The organism is Pantoea sp. App145 (assembly GCF_047947045.1).
Taxonomy (GTDB): Bacteria; Pseudomonadota; Gammaproteobacteria; order Enterobacterales; family Enterobacteriaceae; genus Pantoea.
Map to the genome: position 1 here is coordinate 132,909 of NZ_CP133290.1, position 26,708 is coordinate 159,616.

Below are 26,708 nucleotides of genomic sequence, written 5' to 3' on the forward strand. Positions count from 1 at the left end.
TTTTCTCCTTAAATCTGGCTGATAAATTTGTTGGTTAAATAATGTCCGATGCCTTCGCTGCCGCCCTCAGAACCGTGGCCGCTTTCTTTCATGCCGCCGAAGGGCAGTTCGGTGGCGATGATGCGGTACTGGTTGATACCGATCATGCCGGCTTCCAGCCCGTCACCCACATCGATAGCGGTGCGTGCATCACGGGTAAATGCATAGGCGGAGAGCGCATAGGGCAGGCGATTGGCTTCGGCCAGGCCATCTTCCAGCGTGTCAAAGGGGAGCATCACCGCAATCGGACCAAAGGGTTCTTCATGCATGATGCGGGCGCTCATCGGCACATCCGCCAGCACGGTAGGGGCGAAGAAATAGCCGGGGCCGGGGATACGTTTACCACCGGTCAGCACTTTGGCGCCCTGGGCAACCGCATCAGCCACCAGTGATTCCATCTTTTCCAGCTGACGTTGATTCGCCAACGGTCCCACCTGAGTTTCGACGGCCATGCCATCGCCAATTACCAGCTGCTCCGTGGCGGCGACAAAGGTGGCGACAAAGCGCTCATAGGCCGGGCGTTGGATCAGGAAACGGGTTGAGGAGATGCAGATCTGACCGGTACCGCGGAAGCGGTTGGCTGCGCCACCGGTGGCGGCGGCATCGATATCGGCATCGGCAAACACCAGCACCGGACCATGTCCACCCAGCTCCAGCGTAATGGGTTTCACCCCTGCGGCGGCCCGTTCGGACAGCAAACGACCAATCGGCACCGAACCGGTAAAGGCGACTTTACGAATGATCGGTGATGCAATCAGCTGGGAAGAGACCTGGTCCGGGACGCCAAAGACGATTTGCAGGACCCCTTTCGGTAAACCGGCATCATCGAGGCAGCGGGCGAGGGCCAGCGCGGTGGACGGACTTTCTTCTCCGGGCTTAAGAATCACGCTGCATCCTGCGGCCAGTGCGGCGGAAAGTTTGCGCGCCGGGGTGATAGCCGGGAAGTTCCACGGAGTGAAGGCGGCAACCGGACCTATCGCCTGGCGTTTCACCAGCTGTTGTACGCCCGGACGATTGGCCGGGACGACACGGCCATCGATGCGACGAGCTTCTTCGGCGAACCACTCGAAATATTCAGCGGCGCGCTGGACTTCATCGCGGCTCTCAGTCAGCGGCTTGCCTTCTTCCAGCGTCATTTGTGTGGCGATATGCTCCGCCCGTTCACGCATCAGGTCCGCTGCACGTTTCATAATGCGGGCGCGCTCAGCCGGGACGGTATGACGCCAGACATTGAAGCTGTCCTGTGCGACATCCAGCGCCAGCGCCAGGTCGGCGGCGGTCGCCAGCGGCAGGCGGCCAAGCACGGCACCATTGGCCGGATTGACGACCGGCGCAGTATCGCGATGGTCTGCGGCCAGCCAGGTACCGTTGATGAACAGGTAAAGTGGATCATAAGTTGGTGTTTGCATGGTCTTCTTCCTCAGATTGATGATGTTTCGATTTGCGTTGAGAAGAAGGTTAAGCCGGGGAGGCTTCGCTGATAAGATGGCTTCTCCCCACAACAGCTATGCAAGAAATGCACAGATGCAATCAGAGAAATTTGCCGAGTTCCTCGGTGTCTTCGTAGACGTAGCACGCGAGAGTAGTTTTTCCGCCGCCGGACGTCGCCGTGGCCGCACGCCATCGTCGATTGGCCGCCAGATTGATGCGCTGGAAGCACATCTTGATACGCCGTTGTTTCTGCGCTCTACCCGCCATCTGACTCTGACCGATGCCGGCGAGGCGTTGCTGATCCGCGCCAGACAGATTCTGGACTCACTGGTGGATGTGCAGCAGGAGCTGGCATCGATGAAGGGCGAGGTCACCGGGATCCTGCGTGTGGCCTGCTACCCGACCTTTGGTAAACGTTATGTCCTGCCGGTGATGGGTGAACTGTCGCGTCAACATCCTGAACTGCGACTGGAACTGGATTTGACGGAAAGGCTGGCGGACCCGGTCGCAGAACGGCTGGATTTGGTGATCCGCATTGGAGATATGTCCGACAGCACCCTGATTGGCAGCCGCATTGCCTCACAGACCCGTGTGCTGTGTGCCAGTCCCGCTTATCTGGCGCAGCAGGGGACGCCTGATTCACTGGCCGGGCTGGCGGCGCATCTGTTGATCGACAAATTACATGGTTCTGATTTGCTAGGCTGGGCCGATGTGCTGGGGCATCCGACACGTGCGGGTAGCACTGCGCCGCTGTTTGGCTGTGATGATTTCGAGGGTATGCGGCTGGCGGCGGTTGAGGGCATGGGGATTGCTTATCTGCCCGACTGGGTAGTGGGGGAAGATATCAAAGCGGGAAAATTGCAACTGCTCTTTCCTGCGTGGTCGGCGCAGCCCCAGGCGGTCACCGGTATCTATGCTTTGCGCGCGCTGCGGCATCCACCGGCGCGTGTGACGATATTTCTTGATGCATTGCGGGCTTATATCGGTAACCCGGCCATCTGGTCAGTAACGGATACGTAGCGGCGCGATTTAACGCGCGCCTTTGACCTTGATGCAGCGGGCAAAATGCGCGATAAATCGCGCCGCTACGCTTATGTGCTATCGATTCTTCAGATACACCTGCAAATTGACATACACCGCATTCAGCAGCGGCGTTACCACGCCGTTGCGCGTGCCACGCACCAGCAAATCGCCGATGATTTGGTCCGCTTCGATGTCATAGCCCTGGGTCAGATCGCGATACATCGATGATGTCATCGCTGCCGCCGGCTTATTCAGCGTCTCAAAAATCTTCGCCGTCACGGCCGGGCGCTCCTGATAGCCTTCTGCGCTGATGACGGACAGCACTTCGCCGAAAACTCCCCGCAATAACGCTTCACCGCCCTGTGAGGTGAGGATCTGCTGGGTATTGCCACGAGCGATACAGCAGACGGCACCGAGCGTGCTGAGCAGCAGCCACTTTTCCCACAGTTCGCTGCCGATGTTATCGGCAAAAACGCTGTCGAACTGCGCACCACTCAGGGCCTCATTCACCCGTTGCAGACGTGCATCGTTGTGACCATCCAGCGCGCCATAAAACAGGATGTGCAGCGGGGTCATCTGTACCACTTCGCCGTTTTCACCCAAAGTCGCGTTGATTTTGCACAGACCGCCAATCACCTTATCGCCAAAGCGGCTGCGTAGCGTATCGATATGCCGCATGCCGTTCAGGATCGGCATAATCAGCGTCTCCGGGCCAACCGCAGGGGCGATATCTTCAATCGCCTGTGTCAGACCAAAGCTTTTCACCGTCAGGATAATCAGATCATAAGTGCCGTGCAGCGCACCGGCCTGCACCAGCTGTGGATGCAGGGTCTCGCTGCTGGTGGGGGTTTTCAGTACCAGCCCGCCGTTTTTTAACTGCTGAAAACGGCGCTCGCGCACCAGAAAAGTCACATCACGTCCTGCTTGCGCCAGACGCGCACCGAAATACCCGCCGGTTGCGCCGGCGCCGACTACCAGAATGCGCATGGTTGTGTTTCCCGTTGAGAATGAGACCCCTACCATAAAACGCAGCGGCATGGGATGCCAGTGGTCAAATGCGTATTGATGTAATTGTGGTTGGTGAAAAACAGCTCAAACTGTTCGTATTCATTCGTACAATAGGTCTACGCTATATAGCAACAGCGGGCAATGGTGCCCGCTTTTTTCCGTCAAACAGACTAAGGACGCATCATGCCCCGACCGCTACCCATCGAACGTTATCGCAATATCGGCATTTCCGCGCACATCGATGCCGGTAAAACCACCACCACCGAGCGCATCCTGTTTTACACCGGGATGAGCCATAAGCTGGGTGAAGTGCACGATGGCGCGGCAACCACCGACTGGATGGCGCAGGAGCAGGAGCGTGGTATCACCATCACCTCGGCTGCCGTGAGCTGCTACTGGCCGGGTATGGATGGCAGCTTTGCGCCGCACCGTATCAACATCATCGATACCCCCGGACACGTCGATTTTACTATCGAGGTGGAACGTTCTATGCGCGTGCTGGATGGGGCGGTGATGGTGTATGACGCCGTTGGCGGCGTGCAACCGCAGTCAGAAACCGTCTGGCGTCAGGCCAACAAATATCATGTGCCGCGTATTGCCTTCGTCAACAAAATGGACCGGCAGGGGGCGGATTTCTTCCATGTGGTGCAGATGATGAAGGATCGTCTGCACGCCAATCCGGTGCCGATTGTGATCCCGATTGGTGCCGAGGAACACTTTACCGGCGTGGTGGATCTGATCAAAATGCGCGCCATTTCCTGGGATGACGCGACTCAGGGGATGACCTTCAGTTACGCACCCATCCCGGATGATTTGCAGGCCCAGGCGGCGGAGTGGCGCGAAAACATGGTTGCCGCTGCGGCGGAAGCCAGTGAAGCGCTGATGGATGCGTATCTTGAGCAGGGAGACCTGAGCGAGGAGCAGGTGATTGCTGGTCTGCGTCAGCGTACTTTGCAGAACGAGATCCAGCCGATGCTGTGCGGCAGTGCCTTTAAAAACAAAGGGGTGCAACGCATGCTGGACGCGGTGATCGAGCTGATGCCGTCGCCGGTGGATGTGCCGCCGGTTGCCGGTGTGGATGAGCGTGGCGAACATGCTGAACGCCATGCCGACGATGACGAACCCTTCTCGGCGCTGGCCTTTAAACTGATGAGCGACCCGTATGTCGGCCAGCTGACCTTTGTCCGCGTTTATTCTGGCGTGTTGCGTAAAGGCGACAGCGTGTGGAACGCGGTGAAAGGGCGCAAAGAGCGTATCGGGCGCATTGTACAGATGCAGGCTAACGATCGTATTGAAATCGAAGAGATTCGGGCGGGTGATATCGCTGCCTGCGTCGGCCTGAAAGAGGTAACCACTGGCGAAACCCTGTGTGATCCCAACGCGGTGATCACGCTGGAGCGCATGGAATTCCCGGAACCGGTGATTTCGCTCTCCATCGAGCCGAAAACCAAGAGCGACCAGGAAAAAATGGGGCTGGCATTGCAGCGGCTGGCGGCGGAGGATCCCTCATTCCGCCTGCATACTGATGAAGAGTCAGGTCAGACGATTATTTCCGGCATGGGCGAGCTGCATCTGGAGATCATCGTTGATCGCATGAAGCGTGAGTTTGGCGTCGAAGCCAACATTGGCCGACCGCAGGTGACCTACCGTGAAACCATCCGCAAAACGGTACGTGATGTGGAAGGGAAGTTTGTGCGTCAGTCAGGCGGTAAAGGCCAGTATGGTCATGTGGTTCTGACGCTGGAACCGCAGCAGGCGGGAGCCGGTTTTGCGTTTGAAGATGCCACTAAAGGCGGGGTTGTACCACGCGAGTTTATTCCTTCGGTAGAGAAGGGGATTCGCGAAGCGCTCAATAGCGGCGTGCTGGCGGGCTATCCGGTGGTGGACATTAAAGCCACCCTGACATTTGGTTCCTACCATGATGTTGACTCGTCGGAAATGGCGTTCCGCATGGCGGCAATTTTTGGCTTTAAGGCGGCAGCAAAACTGGCCGATCCGGTGATCCTCGAACCGGTGATGCAGGTTGAAGTGGAAACCCCGGAAGAGTACGCCGGTAACGTGATGGGGGATCTCTCCTCACGCCGTGGCACGTTGCAGGGGATGGATGAACGTTTTGGCGCACGCATAATCCGCGCTGAAGTGCCGCTGGCGGAGATGTTTGGTTACTCCACCACGCTGCGTTCGATGTCGCAGGGGCGTGCCACCTACAGCATGGAGTTTAATCACTACGCCGAAGCACCGAAAAACGTGGCCGATGCGATCATCGCTTCACGTCATTAAACTTACAGCGCCGTCACGCCCAGCGTGGCGGCCTGTTGTTCCCACTGCAACACCTCATCATAAAAGGCGCGATCTGGCGTGGCGAAACCGCCAATCAGGCTGGCAGCGCACAGCTCCCGATACTTCTCATCCTCCGTCAACTGCGTTAGCACGGCGCGTAATTGTGCCAGCGTATCCGGGCCGGTCTGTGCCGCGGTGATCAGCGGCAACGCGGCGCACAGTGGCGTCTCGCCAATCATCGCCAGCCCGGCCAGTTCCCCGGGGAAATTGCGCTGCACCAGCGCCCAGGTGATACAGTCTATGGCGGCGATATCGGCCAGGCCCTGACGCAGTGCGGCCAGTGACTGACGATGGCTGCCGCTGAAGTGAGTCTCCGCAAAGAAACGCCCCTGCTGTGCCAGCGGCGCCACCACATAACGCAGCGAGTTGTAGCCGGAGTGCGAATCGTCGCTGTTGCACACCGCGCGGCGACCACGAAAGTCAGCCAGCGACAGCGCCTGATCTTCATCGCGGACCACCAGCCAGCTGCGATAACGCAGCCCCTCACAACCCGGTGCACCGGACTGAAACGCGCCGACCAGTTGCACCTCCGGCAGCAATTTCACCAGCGGATAACCACAGGTCTGGCTTAGCAATAAATTGCTGTCGCGCCAGTGCGGCAGCAGGTCGCTGTGCCACTCCACGTTTGCCGTGATGCCACGTGCTGCCAGCAGCTGCGCCAGTGCCCCGGTCAGTGCTGCAGTCACGGCATGATTGATATCGTACATCGGCAACGACAAGCGTTTAGTCATCCTGTGCATCCTGTTTGCGGCCCGGATGGGCGTTAACATTGACCGGCCTGGCCCAGAAACGTCGCAGCCACTCGGCATAACCTGCCGCACGGAAACCCTGGTTACGCTGGAAGTAGCCATCCCGGTGCAGCAGGTAAACCCGACGCAGGCCATACCACGGCAGGCCAGGCAGATCGTGATGTACTGAATGATAGTTGAGGTTGAGAAACAGCAAACGCCACGGCAGTGCAGCTTCGTTATTTACCGAGCGGGCCAGCGGTTCCTCTTCAGCCCGATGTTCATAAAAGGATCGGACTTTGGTCAGTGCCAGCGCCGGGTAGCTGACAGCCAGCACAAACCACAGCGGCGAAAAGCCCTGCTGTGCCAGCCAGGTAAACAGCCCAGCCAGCAGGCCAAGGTGAATGATCCACATGGTGATAGCGCGCCCATCGCGCTGGTGGAAAGCGTTCAGCATGGCATGCAGGGTGGCCAGAATATCCAGCAGTGGCCCGAGCAGCAGACGCCCGGGGAAGGTATTACGCAGATGAATGATCCGGCGCTGCCACGGCTGGAGCCGCGCCCAATGTTGTGGTGTCAGGTAATAGCTTTCAGGGTCATCCTGTGGATCGGTCAGGGTATGGTTGTGATGATGTGCCAGATGCGAATCACGATATAACCCATACGGATACCACACCGCCAGCGGCAGGGTGCCAAACAGCTGGTTAAGGCGTGGCCAGCGAGTGGGGTGGCCATGGATCAGCTCATGCTGCAACGACATATACCAGGTGGTGAAGATAATCAGCAGCAGGGTGGTGGGTAACAGCCCCAGCCGTTGTCCATACCACAAGGTGCCAAACCAGCCGCTATAGACCACCAGGATCAGCAGCCAGGTTGGCAACTCACTGCGCCACAGCCAGCTGCGCTTCAATTGATAAATCTGTTCACGCTGTTGCGCGCTGATATAGGCGGAGGAACCCTGGGTCATGATGGCGGCGTCGTCCTGCTGTGTAATCTCTCCGCCAGACGATGCGGCAAGGTCAAAAAAAAGACAAAGACCTTAATTTTCTTACTTATGTCGAAAAACTTGATGATACGGTTGAAAACTATTGGCTATCAGTACGCACCGGTCTGACGTAACCTTTCAGCATCGAAACTGACTTGACTTAGCCGGGGCGTAACCCGCCCACGAGGAGAATATTTCCATGAAAAAGATTGGCTTCTTATCCTTTGGTCACTGGACCCCATCATCGCAGTCCGCCACCCGTTCCGCGCAGGATGTACTGCTGCAATCCATTGATCTGGCCGTGGCTGCTGAAGAGTTAGGAGCTGACGGCGCTTATTACCGTGTGCACCACTTTGCCCGTCAGCTGAGTTCGCCATTCCCGCTGCTGGCTGCGGTGGGGGCGCGTACCAAAAAGATCGAGATTGGTACTGGCGTGATTGATATGCGTTATGAAAACCCGATGTATATGGCGGAAGACGCCGGTGCAGCGGACCTGATTTCTAATGGTCGTCTGCAATTGGGTATCAGCCGTGGTTCGCCGGAGCAGGTGGTCGAAGGTTATCGCTACTTTGGTTATAACCCGAAGGAAGGCGAAAGCGATGCGGATATGGGCCGTCGCCACACCGAGGAGTTTCTTGAGGTGTTGCGTGGAGAAGGTTTTGCCAAACCTAATCCGCAACCGATGTTCCCGAATCCACCGGGCCTGCTGCGTCTGGAGCCGTTCTCAGAAGGGCTACGTGAGCGTATCTGGTGGGGTTCTGGCTCCAATGCGACGGCCATCTGGGCGGCGCAGCAGGGGATGAACCTGCAAAGTTCTACGCTGAAAGATGATGAAACCGGCGAGCCGTTCCACATCCAGCAGGCCAAACAGATTCGTGCTTACCGTGAAGCCTGGCAGGCGGCGGGGCATCAGCATACGCCACGCGTTTCCGTCAGCCGCAGCATTTTTGCGCTGACCAACGATATTGACCGTGCTTATTTCGGTCGCAGCGGTCAGGAACAGGATTCAGTCGGTTTCCTCGATGAGAAAACCCGTGCCATCTTCGGTCGCAGCTATGCGGCGGAACCGGAACAGCTGATCAAACAGCTGGCGCAGGATGAGGCGATTGCTGAAGCCGATACCCTGCTGCTGACCATTCCGAACCAGCTGGGTGTGGATTACTGTGCCCATGTGATGGAAGCGATTCTGACCCACGTTGCACCGGAGCTGGGCTGGCGTTAAGCCGTAGCGGCGCGATTTATCGCGCACCCTGTAGGGAGGCCCCTGTGCCTCCCATTTTTTATTCTGGCGGAAATTGTGCAAACAACGCTGTCTCTTCCATTTGCTGCACCACCTGTTGCAGCTGCGGGTAATCCTCCGCGGGTACCACCTGCGGAATGATCGACTGAATAAATCCCCATATCACTGCGCTGCTGATCGCCACCTGATCCGGATGTTGCGGGTTGATATCACGATCCGCCAGCAAGCACTCCCAGCCTTTACACGCCGCCAGTAACTGCCGTGTCACACGGTCAATCCAGGGCTGATGTTGTTTCTCCTCAGGGCGCAGGCTACGTTCGTAATGGTACTGCACTGCTTTATCGCTGGCAGCCAGCGCCAGACCAAGAATCTGCGTATCTTTTGCCAGTGCTGCCGCTGCTCAGCCAGCGACGCTTTCTAAGGATTTCTGTTAGCAAAACTAACGCTTAATATGGCAGGCTAAGGTTTTCTTCTATGGCGGAGTTTGTATGGCTGATTTTCCCCCGGTTGCCGGTCTGCGCAGTTTTGAGGCGGTGCCTTCTTTCGCAAGCCACTGGCTGGTGACGCGCAGGGAGAGTGACAAGCGCCAGGAAGAGGCGGCGTTTATTACGTGGTTAATGGAGGAAGCGATACAGTGGCAGGCCATGCAGAACTGATGTTTTGACGTTGGCATATTGCTGGCGTTGCTACAGGCAAAAAAAAAGCAGCCTTTTCAGGCTGCTCTTCTTCGAATTTGGCTCCTCTGACTGGACTCGAACCAGTGACATACGGATTAACAGTCCGCCGTTCTACCGACTGAACTACAGAGGAATCGTTTGAACGGGGCGCATAGTAACGAGCAGGCAGCGGCTTGTCAAAGCCCTTTTGCATAAATTGTTCTGACTGCTGAATAAAGCATCAGGCTGACCAGCGTGAAACCAGATATCAACAAAATGACCCGGGGAAATAATGAAATGTAAAATTCATCACAATACTAAATGGGAACAATAGATTGTGATGCTTATCACTAACCATATGAAAAATTACATTCTATTTTGTCGTTTTTGTCAGGCCGATCGCATGCATGATCACAGATATTTCATTTCACCATTGTAGATGCACAAGGTGAAATTTATATTCCGGATCACTTCTTCTGTGAACCCAGGATGTGCGCTATGAACAAAGTCAGAATCGGTATGATTGGCAGTGGCTACATTGGACGTTGCCATGCAATTGCCTATGCACAGGCACCCACGGTTTTTGCGCTGAAAGGTGAAATCGTGCGAGAGATGCTGGCGGAGGTCAATCCGGAGCTGGCAGCAAAACAGGCGGCAACCTTTGGTTTTGCCCGTTCCACCGGTGACTGGCGTGAGCTGGTGCGCGATCCCGCCATTGATGTGGTTGATATCTGCGCCCCCAATTTCCTGCATAAGGAGATGGCGCTGGAAGCGATTCGCCATGGTAAACATGTTTATTCAGAAAAACCGTTATCTCTCTCGGTTGCCGATGCGGAAGAGATGGTGCAGGCCGCCCGGCAGGCAGGTGTCAAAACCCTGGTGGGCTTCAACTACATGAAAAATCCGACCAGCCAGCTGGCGCGTGAAATCATTGCCCGGGGGGAAATTGGTGAGGTGGTGCATTTTTATGGCACCCACAATGAAGATTATCTGGCGAAGCCGGAAACGCCACTGGATTGGCACTGCCAGAAATCGCTGGCCGGACTGGGCGCGCTGGGTGACCTTGCAGCGCATATCGTCAATATGGCGCACTATCTGGTGGGCGATATTGCCGAAGTCAGTGGCGACATGATGACGGTCATCAAACAGCGCCCCGATCCGAAAGACCTGACTCGTCTGTTGCCAGTAGAAAATGAAGACCAGGCCAGTGCGTTGCTGCGATTCAAAAACGGCGCGCATGGGGTGTTTGAAACCTCGCGCATCGCCTGCGGTAGCAAAATGGGACTGACCTACGTGGTGACTGGCACCAAAGGTACGCTGCGTTATACCCAGGAGCGTATGGCGGAGCTGGAACTTTATCTCCACGATGACCCGGCAGGTCGCCAGGGTTTTAAAACCATTCTCACCGGGCCTGCTCACCCAGACTATGCCAACTTCTGCGTTTCTGCCGGGCATGGCATTGGTTTCAACGATCAGAAAACCGTGGAAATTCGTGACCTGATTAATGGCATCGCGGCAGGCGATCGTATGTGGCCTGATTTTGCCGAGGGATTACAGGTGCAGAAGGTGCTGGAAGCCGTGGCGGTGTCGGCAGTGGAACGGCGCTGGATGACGGTGTAACCCTGGAACGTTAATCGTAGCGGCGCGATTTATCGCGCAATTCCATGCACGCTGCTGGAAAAACCTGCGCGATAAATCGCGCCGCTACGATCTGAGCAGTTCTGTGGTCACTCTGCTGACATCTGCCACCACAACTTATCCAGTGCATAATACCGGTCGCGTTCCATCTCAGGCTGATACAAATCACGCTTCCAGGGTTTCGTCAGAATGTAATGCAGGTTTTTCACCTCTTCAGACTGCCACATCTGCGGATGCTGAAAAGGTAAGGTTTTCAGCGCATTGTAGATATAGGGCAGTGGCAGCCAGCGCCCGGCAAAAACCTCATTGAGTAAATCCTGCTCGGAGAAAGGATAACGGCGCAGATCGTCAATCGCGGCGATTTTATCCTGCAACTGCTGAAAAACTGCCATATCGGGCTTCAGTACCAGAAATCCGCCGTTGAGATAACGATCCAGCTCTGGCGGGGGCGGCTGGTGGCGCTCCTGCCAGGTATAGTGACAATTCTCCGGCTGCCAGCTGGCCGGGTAACTGGCAATCTGATTCGGGTTACAGCGGCAGGCATGGCAGGCGGCGAGGGGGTAATCACCCAGATCAAGGGTGAAAAGCTCGTCCATATTGCGAAGTACCAGCATATCGGCGTCGAGAAAAACCACGCGTTCACAGCCGGTGAGCTCCCAGGCGCGCAGTTTGCTCCACACCTCACCAAACTGCGCCGAAGCGTAGTGTTGCTCCAAATCGGCACGGGGTGTCAGCGGCGTCACGGGATGGAGCACGCAACCATCAGTCTGCAACGCTTCACGCGTGGCGACATCAATGGCATCGGTCACCATCACAATCAGTGGCCATTGGGTTGCGCTTTTTTGTAGCGAACGATGCAAAGCTCTCACTCCGACCAGGTAATCGGGTTGTGTTAATAAAGTGACCCAGGCAAACATACTTTCCTCTCGTCAGGCTTAATCGAAAAGGGCGGTAACGTAGTCATTGCTGAAACGGCGATACGGATCGAGCTGCTGGCGCACGGCGCGAAAAGCATCCCACTGCGGATAAATATCACGCCAGTGATAGCGTCGGGCATCGTAATATTTGCCCCAGTGTGGGCGTCCCCCCTCGGCTGCCAGCAATTTTTCCACTTCAGTGAGAAAGTGCAGCCCATCCTGCGATAACGAACCATCATCGGCGTAATACACCACAAAGCCGAAAAAACAGGTGGCTTGCTGCCAGGACGGACTCAGCCAGGCTGAGGAGGGGCCGGTGCAGCGCAGAATGATCGGGTAATGCATATGGGGATGATTGGCCGCATACCAGGCTTTGATTTTGCTGATTATTTGCGGAGTCTTGTCCAGCGGAACACCAATCTCAACATTAATTTGTGGCACCGCAATGCCGCGACAAAATAGCTGGTAGATATCGCCGCTGATATCGGTGAAGTCACGAAAACGCGTGACCGTGCGGAATTGTTTGCCGCCTTTGCCCTGGATCTGCGTATCCCGATGCATCTGCGCCAGCGTTTGATCGATGGTGTCATTCAGGCTGCTGTTGGTTTCTTCTCCATGCTCAATCACTTCACGCTGACTGGCGTAATAACGTTGCTTGTCCTGCTCACTGGCCTCTTCGGCATTCCAGACATGTATCAGATTGTCATCAACAAACCACCAGGCTTTGCTCAATTCGTATTGCTGGTTCCAGTTCAGCAAATCCTGTTCAAGATTATCAGCGGACACGGCATTCTTGTGGCAGGTAAACAGGCGAAAAGGCTGGGTACGCAGCGTGACAGCGGTAACAATGCCCAGTGCCCCGAGCGCGACCTGGGCGGCAGGGAAATCGGCATCGTCGCGGGTAAATTCCCGCAGGCTGCCATCGGCCAGCACCATACGGATCCGGAGCGCTTCGTCTGCCAGTGAACTCTGATCCAATCCCTGGCCGTGGGTACCGGTGGACATAGCGCCAGCCAGTGTTTGTACCGCAATCACGCCCGGAGATGAAGCCAGCATCAGGTTCATGGCAGTGAGCGTGGCATAGACCTGCTCCAGCCGGGTGCCCGCCCCAAAGGTGACGCTGACCTCATCGCTGGCGATCACCCCTTGTAACGCGCTGAGATCCAGCAACACATCCTGCTCACCGACCCGCAGCATTCGTCCGGGTGACAGACGGCTCCCCAGTACGCGCACTTTGCCCTGCGAATGGCGCAAAATATGCTGCAGTTCGGCTTCATTCTGTGGTCGCAGTAACTGGCTGCGCTGGCCGACGACGGCATTTTGCGCCCAGTTCCATAGGGCAGTGGCATGATCGATGCTGGCGGTGTGACGTAATGGATAAAGGTGGGAATCTTTCACTACGGCGTTCCTTAGTCTGAGGTCTGTGACGGTCCCATTTCACTAAAGCGTAGACCATCACAGCGCAGCCGCAGACTAAGGGGCTTTACGGATATAGCGCAGCGTGGCGGTGACGGCCAGCTGCCGGTTGCGGTGGATACTCTCCTCTTCACTCTTATCCGGGCTAAACAGCGCGTTAAAGGTGTAGCGGTTCGAGACATGATGTACGCAGATACTGCTGATCAGGCGATGCACATCGATGGTATTCACATCGGTGATAAAGATGCCCTGCTGTTGCCCGCGCAACAAAATATCATCGAGCAAATCAAGGGCGCTCTTGTTCAGCGCTTTTATCCGTTCCGACTGGGTGATGTAGCGACCACGTAACAGGTTTTCGGTGCAGACCAGTCGCATAAAATCGGGGTGGGAGACGTGGTAATCAAAGCTGGCTTCGACCAGTTTGATCATCGCTTCTTCCGGAGCCATCGCCGCCAGATTCAGCCCGGTTTCATGCTGACGAATTGCCTGATAAACCTGCTCCAGCACTTCGATATATAGCTTTTCTTTATTACCAAAGTGGTACACCACCATACGTTTGGTGGTCTGAGCGTGCTCGGCAATCTGCTCCAGCCGTGCACCCTGCATACCGAACTCGGCAAAGGTTTTCAGTGCGCCAGCGAGGATGCGTTTTTTTAGCCCTTCAGGGTCATTCTTACGTTTGGTGGTATCCGACATAGTGCTCAGTAACAAGGTACAAAAAGAGGATGTTAGCACAGCATAACGCGTGATCACGCAGTGGCTGTGCGCTTTATATGCATTTTGTGAATAACAATGCTGAAATCGAGATTAAGTGATAATAACGCGCTGCGTATACTGCGCTGATTCCCGGCCCGTTAACCGGGCAGTGCTCAGCCGATGCAGGATGACCCATGACACTACTCTTTCCCCATGACATTTCAATATCGCGCCGTGCGGTCAGCGATACGCAGGATCGCTTGCACCCCTCACCCGTGGTAGTAAGCGTACGCGATATTTCACGCCGGTTTGGTGCCACACATGCGCTACGCAAGGTTTCACTCACGGTAAACCAGGGAGAAATCCTCGGCATCATTGGCCGCAGTGGTGCCGGGAAATCCACGCTGATTCGCTGTCTGAACGGCCTGGAACAACCTGATGAAGGTGTGATTGAGATTGAAGGGCGCGCTATCAGTGATTTATCAGAGAAAGCCTTACAGGCGGTGCGTAGCCGGGTAGGGATGGTGTTCCAGCACTTCAATTTATTGTCAGCAAAAACGGTGGCACAGAACGTGGCGCTGCCGCTAAAAATCGCCGGGGTGGCCAACGCACAGCGGCAGCAACGTGTTGATGAATTATTACAACTCGTGGGATTGGCTGACAAAGCGGATCACTACCCGGCAGCCCTGTCAGGGGGGCAGAAGCAACGCGTGGGGATTGCTCGTGCACTGGCGGCAGAACCAGCACTGCTGCTGTGTGATGAAGCCACATCGGCACTCGACCCTGAAACCACACGCTCGATTCTCGCGCTGCTGAAATCACTTAATCAGCAGCTCGGCATCACTATCCTGCTGATCACCCACGAGATGGAGGTAATCAAAACGGTTGCTCATCGGGTGGCGGTGATCGACGGCGGCGAAATTATTGAAAGTGGCCCGGTGTGGCAGGTATTTGCCCATCCACAAACCTCATTAACACAAACATTATTACGTGGTTTGCTGCCGCAGCTGCCGGAAAGTCTGGCGGCACGTATCCAGCCGCAACCTGACGGAGAAGCGATTTTTCGCGTCAATTTTGCCGGTGATGATGCTCAGGGGGACCTGCTGACGCGGCTCGCCAGTCAATGGCCTGGCGCATTTCGTCTGTTACAGGGCGGGGTGGATCATATTCAGCACTACGCGGTCGTCCGTTTCTTTATTGCACTGCCATACGCGCAGCAGCAACCGTTAATCAGCTGGCTGCAACAGCAGCAGGCGCAAGTGGAGTTAATAGGTTATGTCGCCAGTCATGATTGATTTATTGCTTAACGCCATTGGCGAAACGTTACTAATGACGCTGGTTTCTGGATTGTTCTCTTTGGTAGCAGGCTTACCCTTAGGCTTAATTCTGGTGGTCACCAGTCCGGGTGGAATTGCCGAACATCGATTCATCAATCGGGTACTTGGGGTGATCATTAATGGCTTTCGTTCGCTGCCGTTTATTATTCTGCTGGTGGCGTTGATTCCTTTTACCCGTTTTCTGGTTGGCACCTCGCTTGGAACCTGGGCCGCAATTGTTCCGCTTTCAATCACCGCGACACCGTATTTTGCCCGGGTGGCGGAGGTGTCATTGCGTGAGGTGGATCGTGGCCTGATCGATGCAGTACGCGCGATGGGAGCCAGCAGATTACGCATCGTCTGGGAGGTTCTGGTACCCGAAGCTCTTCCGGGTATCCTGGCGGGGTTTGTTGTCACCCTGGTGGCGCTGGTGGGCGCGTCGGCGATGGCGGGTGCCATTGGGGCCGGTGGGTTAGGGGACCTGGCGATTCGCTACGGTTATCAACGCTTCGAAACCAATGTCATGCTGGCGGTGATCGCGGTACTGATTATCCTGGTATGTGGCATTCAGTGGCTGGGCGATCGTCTGGTTGCGCGCGTGGACAAGCGGCGTTAAGCGCCCGTTTTCTGTCCAACCCCACCGGAACTGGCTGGTAAGCATCGGAAAAACTCGAATTCATTTCTTTCTCTTCACATTTCAGATGGGCGTTTATTTTCAATAATCAGGTGAAATCCATTATCTGATGGGATAAACGTCTCATTTGTACGGTTTTGTAAGTTTTTTAACCTTCATGTCGCCCGTCACTGCAGTTTTCACTCATTCTTCCCTGAATCAGATCCATTATTTGTATGAAATTTTATGAATTTTCTATGTACGAAATCTCATCATAAGTGATTATTTTCTTATGTTTCTAATCATTTTTTGGGAGCATTCTTATTTAAACCCGGTAAATTTGGCTGAATTTGCATTAGTTTTATTTGTTAATGTTTATTTAAGTATATTTCCAGGATAACATCGCGTTGATATTTCGTCAGGGTTATGTAAACCTTTGGCAATTGTTAACAATTCGATTGTGATTTTGTGCTCACGGGCGGGTGTTACCTGGCTCGTGCGGTAGCCATGCTGGCGCGAATGTTTTTAACATATTGATTTAGATCGATTATTTTAGCGTAATTAACAGTTAAAATTCGTCATTGCTATTACCCCCTGATTCAATACTGTTTAACCAGTCTCATTGAACAGGGTGATTTTCAGACCGGGAATGTCATAAGAAAATCTTGTGATCGCTGATTAACCTCCTTTGAGTTGCAAATATTGATCATTTTGATGAATGATTTGTCCGCCACTCAGAAACTCCCGCCTGGTCTCTCGTTTCCTTTTATTGCATCTTAAATACTTAATTATAACTGATCAGTTGTGAGCATCTTTTTGCTTATTTCTGCCACAGGAATCTTGTGGTTAATTTTTTTAAATGGTCCTGTATTGCAGCATAAATAACTGCAAACAGTGATTTGTTTTGCCAACAACCGGCCAATGGCCATTTTTTAGAGATTAATGGAACTAAACATGAAGAAAATGGTGAATCTCCGCATTGCGTTAAGCCTGCTGTTTGTCTTTGCTGTTGCAGGTTGTAAAGCGCCACCGAAAATCACTGATGACACTATGGTCACCAGCACCGTCGATGGTGTGACCCTGATCCATCGTCATGCCGTTACCCCCCCTGCGCAGTTAAGCCCCATCAATGAAGAATATCGTGCGCTCTATCCGGCGTCGGTTATGACCCGCCCTGACTTCGGCGGCAAAGTCGTCACGACGTTACAAACCGGCGGAAGCTATACCGTGCTTGGCATGGTAGAGAACAACTGGCTGGCTGTAGGCGAACAACCTCAGCAGGCTGTAGCGCCGGATGCCGATGCGAAGAAAGCCGCAGATTCAGTACCTCAGACGACGGCGCAGCCAGCTCAGCTAACCGGCTATGTGCCGTTCCGCGCGCTGGTGAAAAGCGATTTGTATGATCAAACCCTGAAGGCTGACCAACCTAAACGCCGTGCCCGTACCAGTGCGAAGAAGAAAACCTGCGTGTCGGTCGATGGTGACAGCAAAGCCTGTCAGAACGGCAATAGCGGGACCTGGATCATCAACTAAACACGATGAACATGGAGGGACAGAAGATGGCATTGACGCTAACAACATTCCGACTGAGGCAGTGGCTGTGGCCGCTGCTGGTCCTGCTGCTGACTGCCTGCAGCAGTAGCCAGACCCCGGTGGCGCGTTACAACCTGAACTTTCAGGCGCACCCGCAAATCAATGCCGGTGCGCCGCTCAAGGTGCGGGTGATGCTATTAACCTCTGATGCGGCATTTATGTCTGCGGATTTCTATTCCCTGCAAAACCAGCCGGCCACTGCCCTGGGCAACTCACTTCTTAATACGCAGGAATTCTTCCTGCGATCAGGACAACTCAGCAAAACTCTCACCGGCAAGAGCCTGCCGGAAGCGCGTTTTATTGGCGTTATGGCTGAATATCAGACGCTGGATGGCAAGGTATGGCGTCTGGCATTGCCCTTCCCGGATGGTGACAACAGTTCTTTCTGGCAATTCTGGAAAAGTAATGATGGTGAGCTTAACGCCCGCATTGTTGCTGATATCAACGGTCTGCGCCCGGTTAAGCAGTAAAGGATGATTATGAACAGAGCCGAAAAGGTGGTGTGGACAGAAGGTATGTTCCTGCGCCCGCATCATTTCCAGCAGTCGGAAAACTTTCTGCACAGTACGCTGCGCGAATGGGGGCAATCCCAGCGCGTCTATACCTGGGGTTTTTTTGACGTTGAATTTGATGAAGCCTTGCTGCGTCAGGGCAAACTGGCGTTGAGTGCTGCCAGTGGTTGTCTGCCAGATGGCACCTTCTTTTCCTTCAGTCAGCCACAGCAGGGCCCGGCACCACTTGACCTGCCAGAAAATGTTGATCGTGCCAAAGTGGTGCTGGCGATTCCGACACGACGCAATGGGCGTGAAGCGGTGGCCTTTCAGGATTCACAGGACTCGCTGGCGCGCTACCTTGCCTGGGAAACCGAGGTGGAAGATGACAATGCGCTGGCTGTTGGTGCGGCAACGGTGCAGTTTGGCAAATTACGCCTGCGCCTGATGCTGGAGCAGGATCTTACCGCCGAATGGACCGCGATGGGTGTTGCTCGGGTGGTGGAAAAGCGTAGCGATAACCATATCCGCCTCGACAGTGACTACATCCCGCCGATGCTGACCCTCACCGGTAGTCATGCTTTACAAAGCATGATGAACGATCTGCACGGGCTGATACAGCAGCGTAGCCAGCAACTGAGCCAGCGTGCACCTAACACGGGCCGTTTTAATAGTGCCGACATGGTTGATTTCATGCTGCTGGCGCTTCTGAATCGCCAACTCGGTTTGCATGCCCATCTGCAACATTTGCCGTTGCTCCACCCCGAATCGCTGTACTGCCACTGGCTGCAACTGGCGGCGGAGCTTTGCACCTGGCTACCGGCCCGCACGCCGGATATTTTTCCCCGCTATGACCATGACGATTTGCGCGGGTGTTTTACCCGCCTGGCACTGTTGTTACGCCAGGGGCTATCGCAGGTAATGGAGGAGAGCGCGATCCAGTTGCCTCTGACGCAGCGTTCACATGGCCTCAATGTCGCGACCGTGCCGGATAGCAGTATGGTGCGCGAGTTTGGTTTTGTACTGGCGGTGAAAGCCAGCGTCCCGGCCGATGCCTTAAAAACCCATTTCCCGGCGCAGATGAAAGTCGCACCAGTCACCAAAATCCGCGATCTGGTGCAGCTGCAACTCCCCGGTCTGGCGCTGATTGCCATGCCTGGTGCACCGCCGCAAATCCCGTGGCATGCGGGTTACAGCTACTTTGAACTGGATAAAAACAGTGAGCTGTGGAAGGAGATGGAGCGCTCAGGAGCCTTTGCACTACACCTTGCCGGTGAATTTCCGGGCCTGAATATGGAGTTCTGGGCCATTCGCAGTCAGTCAGAATAATCAAAACTGAGCACGCATGATGCAGCCACAACCAAAATCGAATAGCGATGCCGCGACGCCAGACCTGAGCCACCAGAATATCCTGGTGGCAGCGGCGAATCCGCTGATTAACGCCATCCCTCAAATCCGCCATTCTGTATCTCACGACGACCCTGCGCGTCTGCGTCAGCAATTGATTGATCAGATTCGTCGTTTCGAGCTGAGTTGTCAGCAATCGGGTCTGAGCTATGAAGTGATCATTGGTGCGCGTTACTGTCTGTGTACCGCACTGGATGAGGCCGCAGCGCTCACGCCGTGGGGCAGCCGGGGAGTCTGGACCAGCAACGGTCTGCTGGTGACCTTTCATAACGAAACCTGGGGCGGTGAGAAGTTTTTCCAGCTGCTGGCAAAACTTTCACAGAATCCACGTCAGCATATTTTGTTGCTGGAGTTAATTTATTTCTGCCTGCTGCTCGGTTTTGAAGGGCGCTATCGGGTGCTGGATAACGGGCGCTCGCAACTTGAAACCATCAAACAGCGTCTGTTGCAGATGATCAGAGGCGTTCGTGGCAGCTATGCGTCTGCACTGTCGGTGCATCCTACCGATCAACCGGTGCTGCGCAAGCTGTGGCGTCCCATGATCCCTCTGTGGGCCTGCGCGGCAGTGGCGGCGTTGGGGGCCTGTCTGTTTTACATCATTCTGAACTGGCGGCTGGGGGACTACACCACCCCGGTGCTGGCCAACATCTATCAGACATCGCTGCCAGAAATCCAGATTCGTAATCCGGCACCGCCACCCCCTGCGGCACTTAACCTGAAAACCTTCCTCAAACCGGAAATTGATGCGGGTCTGGTAGCGGTACGTGATGAAGCCGATCAAAGTGTGGTGACGCTGAAAGGTGATGGTTTGTTTACCTCCGGTGCAACGACGGTACGTGGCCGCTATGAAGCGGTTATTCAGCGTATTGCGGCGGCCATGAACAATGTCAGCGGCAAGATTCTGGTGGTGGGATATACCGATAACGTCCCGATCCGCAGCGCCCGCTTTGCCTCCAATTATGAACTCTCCCTGGCGCGTGCGCAGTCAGTCCAGACCCTGCTGCAACAGCAGCTGGCGCAGCCGAATCGGGTGAAGGCCGAAGGGCGGGGCGAAAGCAATCCGCTGGTGCCGAACTCCAGCGCCGCAAATCGCTCCCGTAACCGCCGCGTAGAAATTACGCTGCTGGTGGCACCGGATGCGACGCAAGCTGAACTCAACGGCCTGGCGAGAGGGAACTAATCCATGCTGAATATGCTTTTTGCCGTGCTGACCAGCCGCCTTGCCTGGGGGTTTGTCGGGATCACTGCACTTTCTTTCATTATCTGGGTCATTGGCCCGGTATTCTCTATTGTTGACTCCCGGCCACTGGAGCCGGAACAGAATCGTGTTATCAGCATCGCTTTGCTCTATCTGGTGTGGGGCCTGAGTCAGGCGATTCCCCGCATCTACAATATGTGGCTCAACCGTAAACTGATGTCGAGTCTCGAAACGTCACCGGCGGATGTTCCAGAGCAGGATCGCAAACGCCTGACCAACGAAGAACAGGTGCTGGCGAGCCGTTTTAGCGAAGCGACCGACATGCTCAAAAAGGCGCATTTTCAGCGCCATAACAGCAAAGGCACGCCATTCTGGGCGCAGCGTTTCAGCCGTCAGTATCTCTATCAGCTGCCCTGGTACATGATCATCGGCGCACCGGGTGCCGGGAAAACCACGGCGCTGGTGAACTCCGGTCTGCAATTCCCGCTGGCGGATAAGTTTGGTAAGGCGGCGCTGCGTGGCATTGGCGGGACACGTAATTGTGACTGGTGGTTTACCAACGAAGCGGTGCTGTTGGATACCGCCGGACGTTATACCACCCAGGAAAGCCAGCAGGAGCGCGATGCCAGCGAGTGGCATCATTTTCTTGGGCTGCTGTGTAAGTACCGTGGTCGTCAGCCGATCAATGGCGTAATCGTCACCCTCAGCGTGGCAGATCTGTTGAGTCAGACGCCGGAAGCGTTGCGTAATCAGTCGCTGGCTTTACGTCAGCGATTGATGGAATTGCACGATCGTCTCGGTATTCGTTTCCCGGTGTATGTGCTGGTCACTAAGGCGGATTTGCTTAAGGGATTTCGCAGCTACTTTGGTGGGCTGGATAAAGCACAGCGGGAACAAATCTGGGGCTTCACCTTTCCCTGGGCGCAGGCCTCAACGGCTGAATTTGAACTGAGTAGCCAGTTCCAGCAGGAATACTCACTGCTGCAGCAACGTCTTGATGCAGGCCTGGCGGATACCCTGCCGTTGGTCAGTGATGCGCAGGGACGTGCTGAAAGTTACCTGTTCCCGCAGGAGTTTGCCGCCTTGCGTCCCCATCTGGCGGAAGCGCTGGATACGTTATTTGCCCGTTCGGATTTCGAGACCCAGTTTGCGCCGCGTGGCATTTATTTTGCCAGCGGCACCCAGGAAGGTTTGCCATTTGACCGCGTGATGGGGGAGCTGACCCGTGCGTTGCACCTGCCCGGACAACGGGACGGCGAGTCAGGCAATTGGGACCAGGTCGGAAAAGATGCACCAATTCCGCCGCCGAAGGGACAAAGCTTCTTTCTCAAAGACATGCTCGAAGACGTGGTGTTCCAGGAGTCAGGATTGGCGGCCAGCAATCGCTGGTGGGAACTGCGCAACCGTGCCGGTCTGTGGTCTGGCTATCTGGCATTACTGGTCATCGTGTTGATCGCCGGTGCGCTGTGGCTGACCAGCTACAGTAAAAATAAGGCTTACCTGCAGGAAATGGCGGCAAAAACGCCTGAAGTGGAAAAACTCGGGGCGCTGCTGCAACGGGAAGGAACGGGCGATCTGTTTGCGCTGGTGCCTTATCTCAATACCATTCTGCACCTGCCAGAAAGCAATGACTTTTCGTTGCAGGATCCGCCGCTGACACGCCGCATGTGGTTGTACCGGGGTACTGAAGTCAGTGACGCCACCCAGGCGCTGTACAACAAGGCTCTGAAGCAACTGCTGATGCCACAGGTGGCGCAGCATATCACTCGCTGGTTACGTAATGACAACGGCAGCGATGCTGACTACAGCTACGAAGCGCTGAAGGCGTATCAGATGCTGTATCAGCCGAAGCACTACGACGGCAAGTTCCTACAGGCGTGGCTGATGCTGAACATCTCGCGTGAACTGCCGCAGAACGTGACGCAGCAGGAAGTGAAACAGCTGGCATGGCATCTGCAACAACTGCTGGAAACGCAAATTCAATCCTCGCCCTATGCGAAGGATGATGCGCTGGTAAAGCGCGAGCAGGCGCTGATTAATCAGATGCCGCTATCCCAGCGCGTTTACGGACGCCTGAAGCGTCTGCTGCAACGTGATGGCACCTTACCCGCGGTGACGCTGGCAGCGCTGGGCGGTCCGCAAAGTGAACTGGTCTTTTCCCGTAAAAGTGGCAAATCAGTGAATGATGGTGTGTCCGGCCTGTATACGCCGGAGGGATACTGGCAGCACGTGGATAAACAAATAGCGCCGGTAACCCAGGCGCTGTTCCAGGATGATGTGTGGGTACTGGGCGGCACCAGCCAACAGGAAAACAGCCAGCAGACCGATCTGGCGGTGCGTCAGCTGTATATGCAGGATTACATCCGCCAGTGGGAGCAATTCCTTAGCGATATCCAGCTCAATAGCAGCGCTGATCTCGCGCAACGCATTAACACCGCGCGTCTGCTTTCCGGCAACCATTCACCGCTGCGCCAGCTGGTGGTGAATCTCAGCAAAATATTGACGCTTACACGCGCGCCGACGGATGACAAAACGGCGCAAAAGCAGCCGTCTTCCTCAGATAACAGCGCAACACGTACCCTCCAGGCGTTGTTTAGTACGCCGAAAGCCAATGCGGCACAAAGCCAGGGCAGCCCGGCGCCGGAGCAGGTGGTTGGCGCGCACTTTGCGGCCATTATCGAACTGGCGCAGCCGTTGCAGCAGGGCAGCAAGGTGCTGGCAGTGGACGATTTTCTGCGCCAGATTGACGATCTTTATCGTTATCTCACCGCAGTACAGGATGCGGCTAACAGCGGCATGCCGCCGCCTTCAGGTGATGCGATCAGTCGTGTGCAGGCCAGTGCCGGACGCTTACCGGGTTCGCTGCAAAATATGGTTTCAAGTATGGCTGTCGGGGCCAGCAGTGATGCACAGCAGCGTGACATGGAAAATGTGCGTAAGCGTATCCGCATGGAGGTAGGCAGCTTCTGTCAGCAGGCCATTGCCGGACGGTACCCGCTGGTACGTAATGGCCGTAATGAAGTGACACCGGATGATTTAGCGAGAATGTTTGCGCCTGGCAGTGGCCTGATGGATAGCTTCTTCCGTGACAATCTGGCGAACAAAGTGGATACCACTCATGCGGCCTGGCGGTTTACCCCGGGCATTGATGGCAAAACCCTGCCTGGTGGTGAAGCGCTTTTACGCCCGTTCCAACAGGCCCAGTCAATCCGCGATGCCTTCTTCACCAACGGCGCCACCACGCCGTCATTCCGCGTCACGCTGCGCACGGTGAAAATGGATAACGACATCCTCAACCTGACGCTCGATGTGGACGGGCAGATTCTGCGTTACAGCCACGGTCCGCAGGCGGTGCAAATGGTGAGCTGGCCAGGAACCGGTGGGACCAGCCAGGTGCGTATGCAGCTCGGTTTAACCAACGGTACGACATCAACGCTGGTGACCAGCGGCCCCTGGGCACTTAACCGCTTTTTTGACCGCGCCCGACTGACGGACGCAGGTGGTCTGACGCGCGAAGCCAGCTTTAATGTTGAGGGCCATCAGGTCACGCTGTCGTTCACGCCCGGCAGTATTCGTAACCCGTTCCAGCTTCCCGCTTTTAGCTGCCCCTGAATTGGAGCCTGACAATGACGCAATACGCAGCACCCGGCTGGTACGGCAAACTGCCCAATGCGGGTGATTTTGTGAAGCGACGCTTTCCCGACACCTTGCTGCGGCAATGGTCAAACTGGTTTCAGGTGGGTTTGCACCACTGGCAAACCAGCACTGAAGGGGAGAGCGCCCCTTCGCGTGACTTTCTGAGCGCACCGGTCTGGAATTTTGTGGTACCCCCGATGCTGGGGAGCCAGCTCATCCAGATGGGCAGCCTGACCGCCTCGCGCGACAGCGTGGGCCGTCACTACCCGCTGTGCGCCTTGCGCCACTTCAGCCCTGCGGAATGGTCACCTGCTTTGCTGGCCCATTCCGGTGACTGGTATCAGCAGGTCGGCAACACCTTGTTGCGGGTGGTGAGGGATGGCAGCACAGTGGAGCAACTGGATCAGGCGCTGCTCAGCATTCCGCAGCCACAGCAGCAGGCGAGTGGCGAGCCCTCGGACATTCTGGCGATTATCGGGGAGGGGGGAAGTGTCTCGACCCTGAGCTGGCAACTGCCTGCCGACAGCTTTGACCCACAGTTTTACACCAGTTTCTGGTGGACAAATCAGAGCGACGGATTCCCGCTGTACACCCATGTGCATAGTGGCAACTTCACTGCACAGCTGTTTTCGCTACTGTTTGATCCCGCTGGCGGCGCGAAGCCAGGACGAAACGGACTTTATCCCCCTATGTTTGAATCCTGAGGTGTACCCGCATGACGATCAATATTCAGGAGCTGCTGGCACCGGTCAGCAATGACCATCCCTGCGGTGAAAACCTGGAATACCACGCAGATTATCAGGCGATGGAGCAGGCCAGTGCCGGTAAGGCGGAACAGCAATTTGGTGACACCATCATCCCGGCGGAACCGGCTGACTGGAACCGGGTAGAAAAACTGGCGACTGAGTTGCTTAGTCGCAGCAAAGACTTGCGCGTGATGCTGGCACTGACGCAGGCGTGGGCCAATCTCCAGGGTCTGCTGGGGTATGCCCGGGGGCTGACACTGATTGAACAGGCCCTGCTGTTGTATTGGGAACCGCTCTGGCCCCGTCTGGAAGAGGATGGCGAGCAGGATCCTTTCTACCGTATTAACGCGTTGGCGCTGCTGGGGGATCAATCTTCTCTGACCGCGGCGGTACGTCAGGCCTGGCTTTTACGCCATGCTTCCGATGGCATCATCCTGCGCGATGCCGCCGCCCTGTGCGACGGCAGCAAAGCGGAAATTGCTGATTACCCCGGCGGCATGGCGCGCTTGCGGGATGAACTGGCACAGCCAGGGCAACCTGCGGCTGAAGCCGTGCTGAGTATTCATGTGCGTCTGCAAGCTATCCGCGAAATCCTGGTGGAACGTCTGGATGAAACCGCAGCACCAGATATGGCGCAGTTGCAGAAAAGTTTTGCGCTGTTAGCGGGGCTGGCTCAGCCCGGTGATCCGGGAACGATGCAACCTGACACTGCCAGTGAGCAGGCCGCCGATGAATCTTCCCCTGCCGCAGTCCCTGGGGCCACACGCAATGCACCTGACTGGCGTAGCGCGCAACTCAGCACCCGCGCCGATGCGCAACTGATGCTGGAAAAGGTAAAGCAATACTTCAGCCAGCACGAACCCAGCCATCCGGCACCGCTGATGATTGATCGTGTGCAACGGCTGATCGAGCTCGACTTTATGGACATCATCCGTGATCTGGCCCCGGACGGGGTTCACCAGCTGGAAAATATTTTCGGACGCCGTAACTAACGCGCGTTTACCTCTTCATCACGCAGTGAGACCTGCGCCTTTACCCGCGCATCATTTATGGAGAAAACCATGGCCACAATGAAATCCAGTGGGCAGAAATTTATCGCCCGCAACCGCGCGCCTCGCGTTCAGATCGAATATGACGTGGAGATCTATGGCGCGGAGCGCAAAATCCAGCTGCCGTTCGTCATGGGCGTGCTGGCAGACCTCGCAGGCAAGCCGCTGGAACCGCAGGCAGCCGTTGATGATCGTAAATTCCTTGAGATCGATATTGATAATTTTGACGAGCGCATGAAAGCGATGAAGCCTCGTGCGGCGTTCCAGGTGGACAACACTCTGAACGGCGAAGGCAAACTCAATATCGAACTGACTTTCGAAAGCATGGATGATTTCTCGCCCGATGCGATTGCCCGTCATGTTGAGCCGCTCAACAAACTGCTGGAAGCGCGCACTCAACTCGCCAACCTGCTGACCTATATGGATGGCAAAAATGGTGCGGAAGAGCTGATTGGCAAGATTTTGCATGATCCCACGCTGTTGCAGGCGCTGACGCATCTGCCAAAACAGGCTGACGCGGCAGAAGGGAAGGAGGAGTAATC

At 55.6% G+C, this 26,708-nt stretch carries 23 protein-coding genes and 1 tRNA gene; 15 read left to right on the forward strand and 9 right to left on the reverse strand.

Features of this window, described 5'->3' with window-relative positions; genetic code table 11:
• Window positions 1–8: 8 nt before the first annotated feature.
• On the reverse strand, window positions 9–1,448 hold the full coding sequence (locus RCF31_RS00570) for an NAD-dependent succinate-semialdehyde dehydrogenase (RefSeq protein ID WP_416412129.1): 1,440 nt from the start codon (window positions 1,446–1,448) through the stop codon (window positions 9–11).
• Between the two features lie 115 nt (window positions 1,449–1,563).
• Here RCF31_RS00570 and RCF31_RS00575 point away from each other — a divergent pair, with 115 nt between their 5' ends.
• Window positions 1,564–2,490: a LysR family transcriptional regulator gene (locus tag RCF31_RS00575; protein ID WP_416412131.1), complete on the forward strand. Its 927-nt coding sequence runs from the start codon at window positions 1,564–1,566 to the stop codon at window positions 2,488–2,490.
• Window positions 2,491–2,568: 78 nt separating this feature from the next.
• On the opposite strand, the gene RCF31_RS00580 is transcribed toward RCF31_RS00575, so the two are convergent.
• Window positions 2,569–3,480, reverse strand: coding sequence for a ketopantoate reductase family protein (locus RCF31_RS00580; RefSeq protein ID WP_416412132.1), 912 nt, complete (start codon window positions 3,478–3,480; stop codon window positions 2,569–2,571).
• Window positions 3,481–3,684: 204 nt separating this feature from the next.
• Between RCF31_RS00580 and fusA the strand changes: the two genes are divergently transcribed.
• A complete protein-coding gene (gene fusA / locus RCF31_RS00585) occupies window positions 3,685–5,781 on the forward strand; it encodes an elongation factor G (protein WP_416412134.1) in 2,097 nt (698 codons plus the stop codon).
• A gap of 2 nt (window positions 5,782–5,783) precedes the next feature.
• Here the strand turns inward: fusA and RCF31_RS00590 are convergent, their stop codons facing one another.
• Both RCF31_RS00590 and RCF31_RS00595 read right to left on the reverse strand, forming a co-directional pair.
• Window positions 5,784–6,572 carry a phosphate/phosphite/phosphonate ABC transporter substrate-binding protein gene (locus RCF31_RS00590; protein WP_416412135.1) on the reverse strand — a complete coding sequence of 263 codons (789 nt, stop codon included), beginning with the start codon at window positions 6,570–6,572 and terminating at the stop codon, window positions 5,784–5,786.
• On the reverse strand, window positions 6,565–7,536 hold the full coding sequence (locus RCF31_RS00595; protein ID WP_416412136.1) for a fatty acid desaturase: 972 nt from the start codon (window positions 7,534–7,536) through the stop codon (window positions 6,565–6,567). The genes RCF31_RS00590 and RCF31_RS00595 overlap by 8 nt, the downstream gene beginning before the upstream one ends.
• Window positions 7,537–7,753: 217 nt before the next feature.
• Between RCF31_RS00595 and RCF31_RS00600 the strand changes: the two genes are divergently transcribed.
• Window positions 7,754–8,776 carry an LLM class flavin-dependent oxidoreductase gene (locus tag RCF31_RS00600; RefSeq protein ID WP_084875917.1) on the forward strand — a complete coding sequence of 341 codons (1,023 nt, stop codon included), beginning with the start codon at window positions 7,754–7,756 and terminating at the stop codon, window positions 8,774–8,776.
• A 58-nt stretch (window positions 8,777–8,834) separates the two neighbouring features.
• Here the strand turns inward: RCF31_RS00600 and RCF31_RS00605 are convergent, their stop codons facing one another.
• Window positions 8,835–9,128, reverse strand: a complete 294-nt coding sequence (locus RCF31_RS00605) for a hypothetical protein (RefSeq protein ID WP_416412138.1) — start codon at window positions 9,126–9,128, stop codon at window positions 8,835–8,837.
• A 154-nt stretch (window positions 9,129–9,282) separates the two neighbouring features.
• On the opposite strand from RCF31_RS00605, the gene RCF31_RS00610 reads away from it, so the two are divergent.
• The gene (locus RCF31_RS00610) at window positions 9,283–9,450 is read left to right on the forward strand and encodes a hypothetical protein (RefSeq protein WP_416412140.1); all 168 of its coding nucleotides are present in this window, start codon (window positions 9,283–9,285) and stop codon (window positions 9,448–9,450) included.
• Window positions 9,451–9,528: 78 nt separating this feature from the next.
• Here the strand turns inward: RCF31_RS00610 and RCF31_RS00615 are convergent.
• Window positions 9,529–9,604 (reverse strand) — tRNA-Asn (locus RCF31_RS00615).
• A gap of 344 nt (window positions 9,605–9,948) precedes the next feature.
• Between RCF31_RS00615 and RCF31_RS00620 the strand changes: the two genes are divergently transcribed.
• Entirely contained in the window at window positions 9,949–11,070 is a 1,122-nt protein-coding gene (locus RCF31_RS00620) for a Gfo/Idh/MocA family protein (protein WP_416412141.1), read from the forward strand.
• A gap of 107 nt (window positions 11,071–11,177) precedes the next feature.
• Here the strand turns inward: RCF31_RS00620 and RCF31_RS00625 are convergent, their stop codons facing one another.
• From RCF31_RS00625 to RCF31_RS00635, 3 genes are all read right to left on the reverse strand, one after another.
• The gene (locus RCF31_RS00625) at window positions 11,178–12,005 is read right to left on the reverse strand and encodes a glycosyltransferase family 8 protein (RefSeq protein WP_416412142.1); all 828 of its coding nucleotides are present in this window, start codon (window positions 12,003–12,005) and stop codon (window positions 11,178–11,180) included.
• Window positions 12,006–12,023: 18 nt separating this feature from the next.
• Window positions 12,024–13,403 carry a D-arabinono-1,4-lactone oxidase gene (locus RCF31_RS00630; protein ID WP_416412143.1) on the reverse strand — a complete coding sequence of 460 codons (1,380 nt, stop codon included), beginning with the start codon at window positions 13,401–13,403 and terminating at the stop codon, window positions 12,024–12,026.
• Window positions 13,404–13,478: 75 nt separating this feature from the next.
• On the reverse strand, window positions 13,479–14,117 hold the full coding sequence (locus RCF31_RS00635; protein ID WP_299449386.1) for a TetR family transcriptional regulator: 639 nt from the start codon (window positions 14,115–14,117) through the stop codon (window positions 13,479–13,481).
• A gap of 194 nt (window positions 14,118–14,311) precedes the next feature.
• Here RCF31_RS00635 and RCF31_RS00640 point away from each other — a divergent pair, with 194 nt between their 5' ends.
• The 10 genes from RCF31_RS00640 (at window position 14,312) to tssB (ending at window position 26,706) form a co-directional block, all read left to right on the forward strand.
• Entirely contained in the window at window positions 14,312–15,412 is a 1,101-nt protein-coding gene (locus tag RCF31_RS00640; RefSeq protein WP_416412144.1) for a methionine ABC transporter ATP-binding protein, read from the forward strand.
• A complete protein-coding gene (locus tag RCF31_RS00645) occupies window positions 15,393–16,049 on the forward strand; it encodes a methionine ABC transporter permease (protein ID WP_299449392.1) in 657 nt (218 codons plus the stop codon). The genes RCF31_RS00640 and RCF31_RS00645 overlap by 20 nt, the downstream gene beginning before the upstream one ends.
• A 939-nt stretch (window positions 16,050–16,988) precedes the next feature.
• A complete protein-coding gene (locus tag RCF31_RS00650; RefSeq protein ID WP_416412146.1) occupies window positions 16,989–17,579 on the forward strand; it encodes an SH3 domain-containing protein in 591 nt (196 codons plus the stop codon).
• 26 nt (window positions 17,580–17,605) lie between these two features.
• Window positions 17,606–18,109, forward strand: coding sequence for a type VI secretion system lipoprotein TssJ (tssJ, locus tag RCF31_RS00655; protein WP_084875898.1), 504 nt, complete (start codon window positions 17,606–17,608; stop codon window positions 18,107–18,109).
• A gap of 9 nt (window positions 18,110–18,118) precedes the next feature.
• Window positions 18,119–19,459: a type VI secretion system baseplate subunit TssK gene (tssK, locus tag RCF31_RS00660; RefSeq protein ID WP_416412148.1), complete on the forward strand. Its 1,341-nt coding sequence runs from the start codon at window positions 18,119–18,121 to the stop codon at window positions 19,457–19,459.
• A gap of 16 nt (window positions 19,460–19,475) precedes the next feature.
• Window positions 19,476–20,717, forward strand: coding sequence for a DotU family type VI secretion system protein (locus tag RCF31_RS00665; RefSeq protein WP_416412149.1), 1,242 nt, complete (start codon window positions 19,476–19,478; stop codon window positions 20,715–20,717).
• Window positions 20,718–20,720: 3 nt separating this feature from the next.
• Entirely contained in the window at window positions 20,721–24,347 is a 3,627-nt protein-coding gene (gene tssM / locus RCF31_RS00670) for a type VI secretion system membrane subunit TssM (protein WP_416412150.1), read from the forward strand.
• Between the two features lie 14 nt (window positions 24,348–24,361).
• Window positions 24,362–25,075 carry a type VI secretion system-associated protein TagF gene (tagF, locus tag RCF31_RS00675; RefSeq protein WP_416412152.1) on the forward strand — a complete coding sequence of 238 codons (714 nt, stop codon included), beginning with the start codon at window positions 24,362–24,364 and terminating at the stop codon, window positions 25,073–25,075.
• 11 nt (window positions 25,076–25,086) lie between these two features.
• Window positions 25,087–26,109: a type VI secretion system protein TssA gene (tssA, locus tag RCF31_RS00680; protein ID WP_416412154.1), complete on the forward strand. Its 1,023-nt coding sequence runs from the start codon at window positions 25,087–25,089 to the stop codon at window positions 26,107–26,109.
• A gap of 69 nt (window positions 26,110–26,178) precedes the next feature.
• Window positions 26,179–26,706, forward strand: coding sequence for a type VI secretion system contractile sheath small subunit (gene tssB / locus RCF31_RS00685; protein WP_416412155.1), 528 nt, complete (start codon window positions 26,179–26,181; stop codon window positions 26,704–26,706).
• Window positions 26,707–26,708: the final 2 nt, after the last annotated feature.

Bases quoted from the DNA above. Each gene is read 5' to 3' on its own strand.
- tssB (WP_416412155.1), top strand. From the start codon at position 26,179: ATGGCCACAATGAAATCCAGTGGGCAGAAATTTATCGCCCGCAACCGC.
- RCF31_RS00570 (WP_416412129.1), bottom strand. From the start codon at position 1,448: ATGCAAACACCAACTTATGATCCACTTTACCTGTTCATCAACGGTACC.
- tssM (WP_416412150.1), top strand. From the start codon at position 20,721: ATGCTGAATATGCTTTTTGCCGTGCTGACCAGCCGCCTTGCCTGGGGG.
- RCF31_RS00595 (WP_416412136.1), bottom strand. From the start codon at position 7,536: ATGACCCAGGGTTCCTCCGCCTATATCAGCGCGCAACAGCGTGAACAG.
- tagF (WP_416412152.1), top strand. From the start codon at position 24,362: ATGACGCAATACGCAGCACCCGGCTGGTACGGCAAACTGCCCAATGCG.
- RCF31_RS00610 (WP_416412140.1), top strand. From the start codon at position 9,283: ATGGCTGATTTTCCCCCGGTTGCCGGTCTGCGCAGTTTTGAGGCGGTG.
- tssJ (WP_084875898.1), top strand. From the start codon at position 17,606: ATGGCATTGACGCTAACAACATTCCGACTGAGGCAGTGGCTGTGGCCG.
- RCF31_RS00580 (WP_416412132.1), bottom strand. From the start codon at position 3,480: ATGCGCATTCTGGTAGTCGGCGCCGGCGCAACCGGCGGGTATTTCGGT.
- RCF31_RS00575 (WP_416412131.1), top strand. From the start codon at position 1,564: ATGCAATCAGAGAAATTTGCCGAGTTCCTCGGTGTCTTCGTAGACGTA.
- fusA (WP_416412134.1), top strand. From the start codon at position 3,685: ATGCCCCGACCGCTACCCATCGAACGTTATCGCAATATCGGCATTTCC.
- RCF31_RS00625 (WP_416412142.1), bottom strand. From the start codon at position 12,005: ATGTTTGCCTGGGTCACTTTATTAACACAACCCGATTACCTGGTCGGA.
- tssK (WP_416412148.1), top strand. From the start codon at position 18,119: ATGAACAGAGCCGAAAAGGTGGTGTGGACAGAAGGTATGTTCCTGCGC.
- RCF31_RS00640 (WP_416412144.1), top strand. From the start codon at position 14,312: ATGACACTACTCTTTCCCCATGACATTTCAATATCGCGCCGTGCGGTC.
- RCF31_RS00620 (WP_416412141.1), top strand. From the start codon at position 9,949: ATGAACAAAGTCAGAATCGGTATGATTGGCAGTGGCTACATTGGACGT.
- tssA (WP_416412154.1), top strand. From the start codon at position 25,087: ATGACGATCAATATTCAGGAGCTGCTGGCACCGGTCAGCAATGACCAT.
- RCF31_RS00600 (WP_084875917.1), top strand. From the start codon at position 7,754: ATGAAAAAGATTGGCTTCTTATCCTTTGGTCACTGGACCCCATCATCG.
- RCF31_RS00635 (WP_299449386.1), bottom strand. From the start codon at position 14,117: ATGTCGGATACCACCAAACGTAAGAATGACCCTGAAGGGCTAAAAAAA.
- RCF31_RS00645 (WP_299449392.1), top strand. From the start codon at position 15,393: ATGTCGCCAGTCATGATTGATTTATTGCTTAACGCCATTGGCGAAACG.
- RCF31_RS00650 (WP_416412146.1), top strand. From the start codon at position 16,989: ATGGAACTAAACATGAAGAAAATGGTGAATCTCCGCATTGCGTTAAGC.
- RCF31_RS00590 (WP_416412135.1), bottom strand. From the start codon at position 6,572: ATGACTAAACGCTTGTCGTTGCCGATGTACGATATCAATCATGCCGTG.
- RCF31_RS00665 (WP_416412149.1), top strand. From the start codon at position 19,476: ATGATGCAGCCACAACCAAAATCGAATAGCGATGCCGCGACGCCAGAC.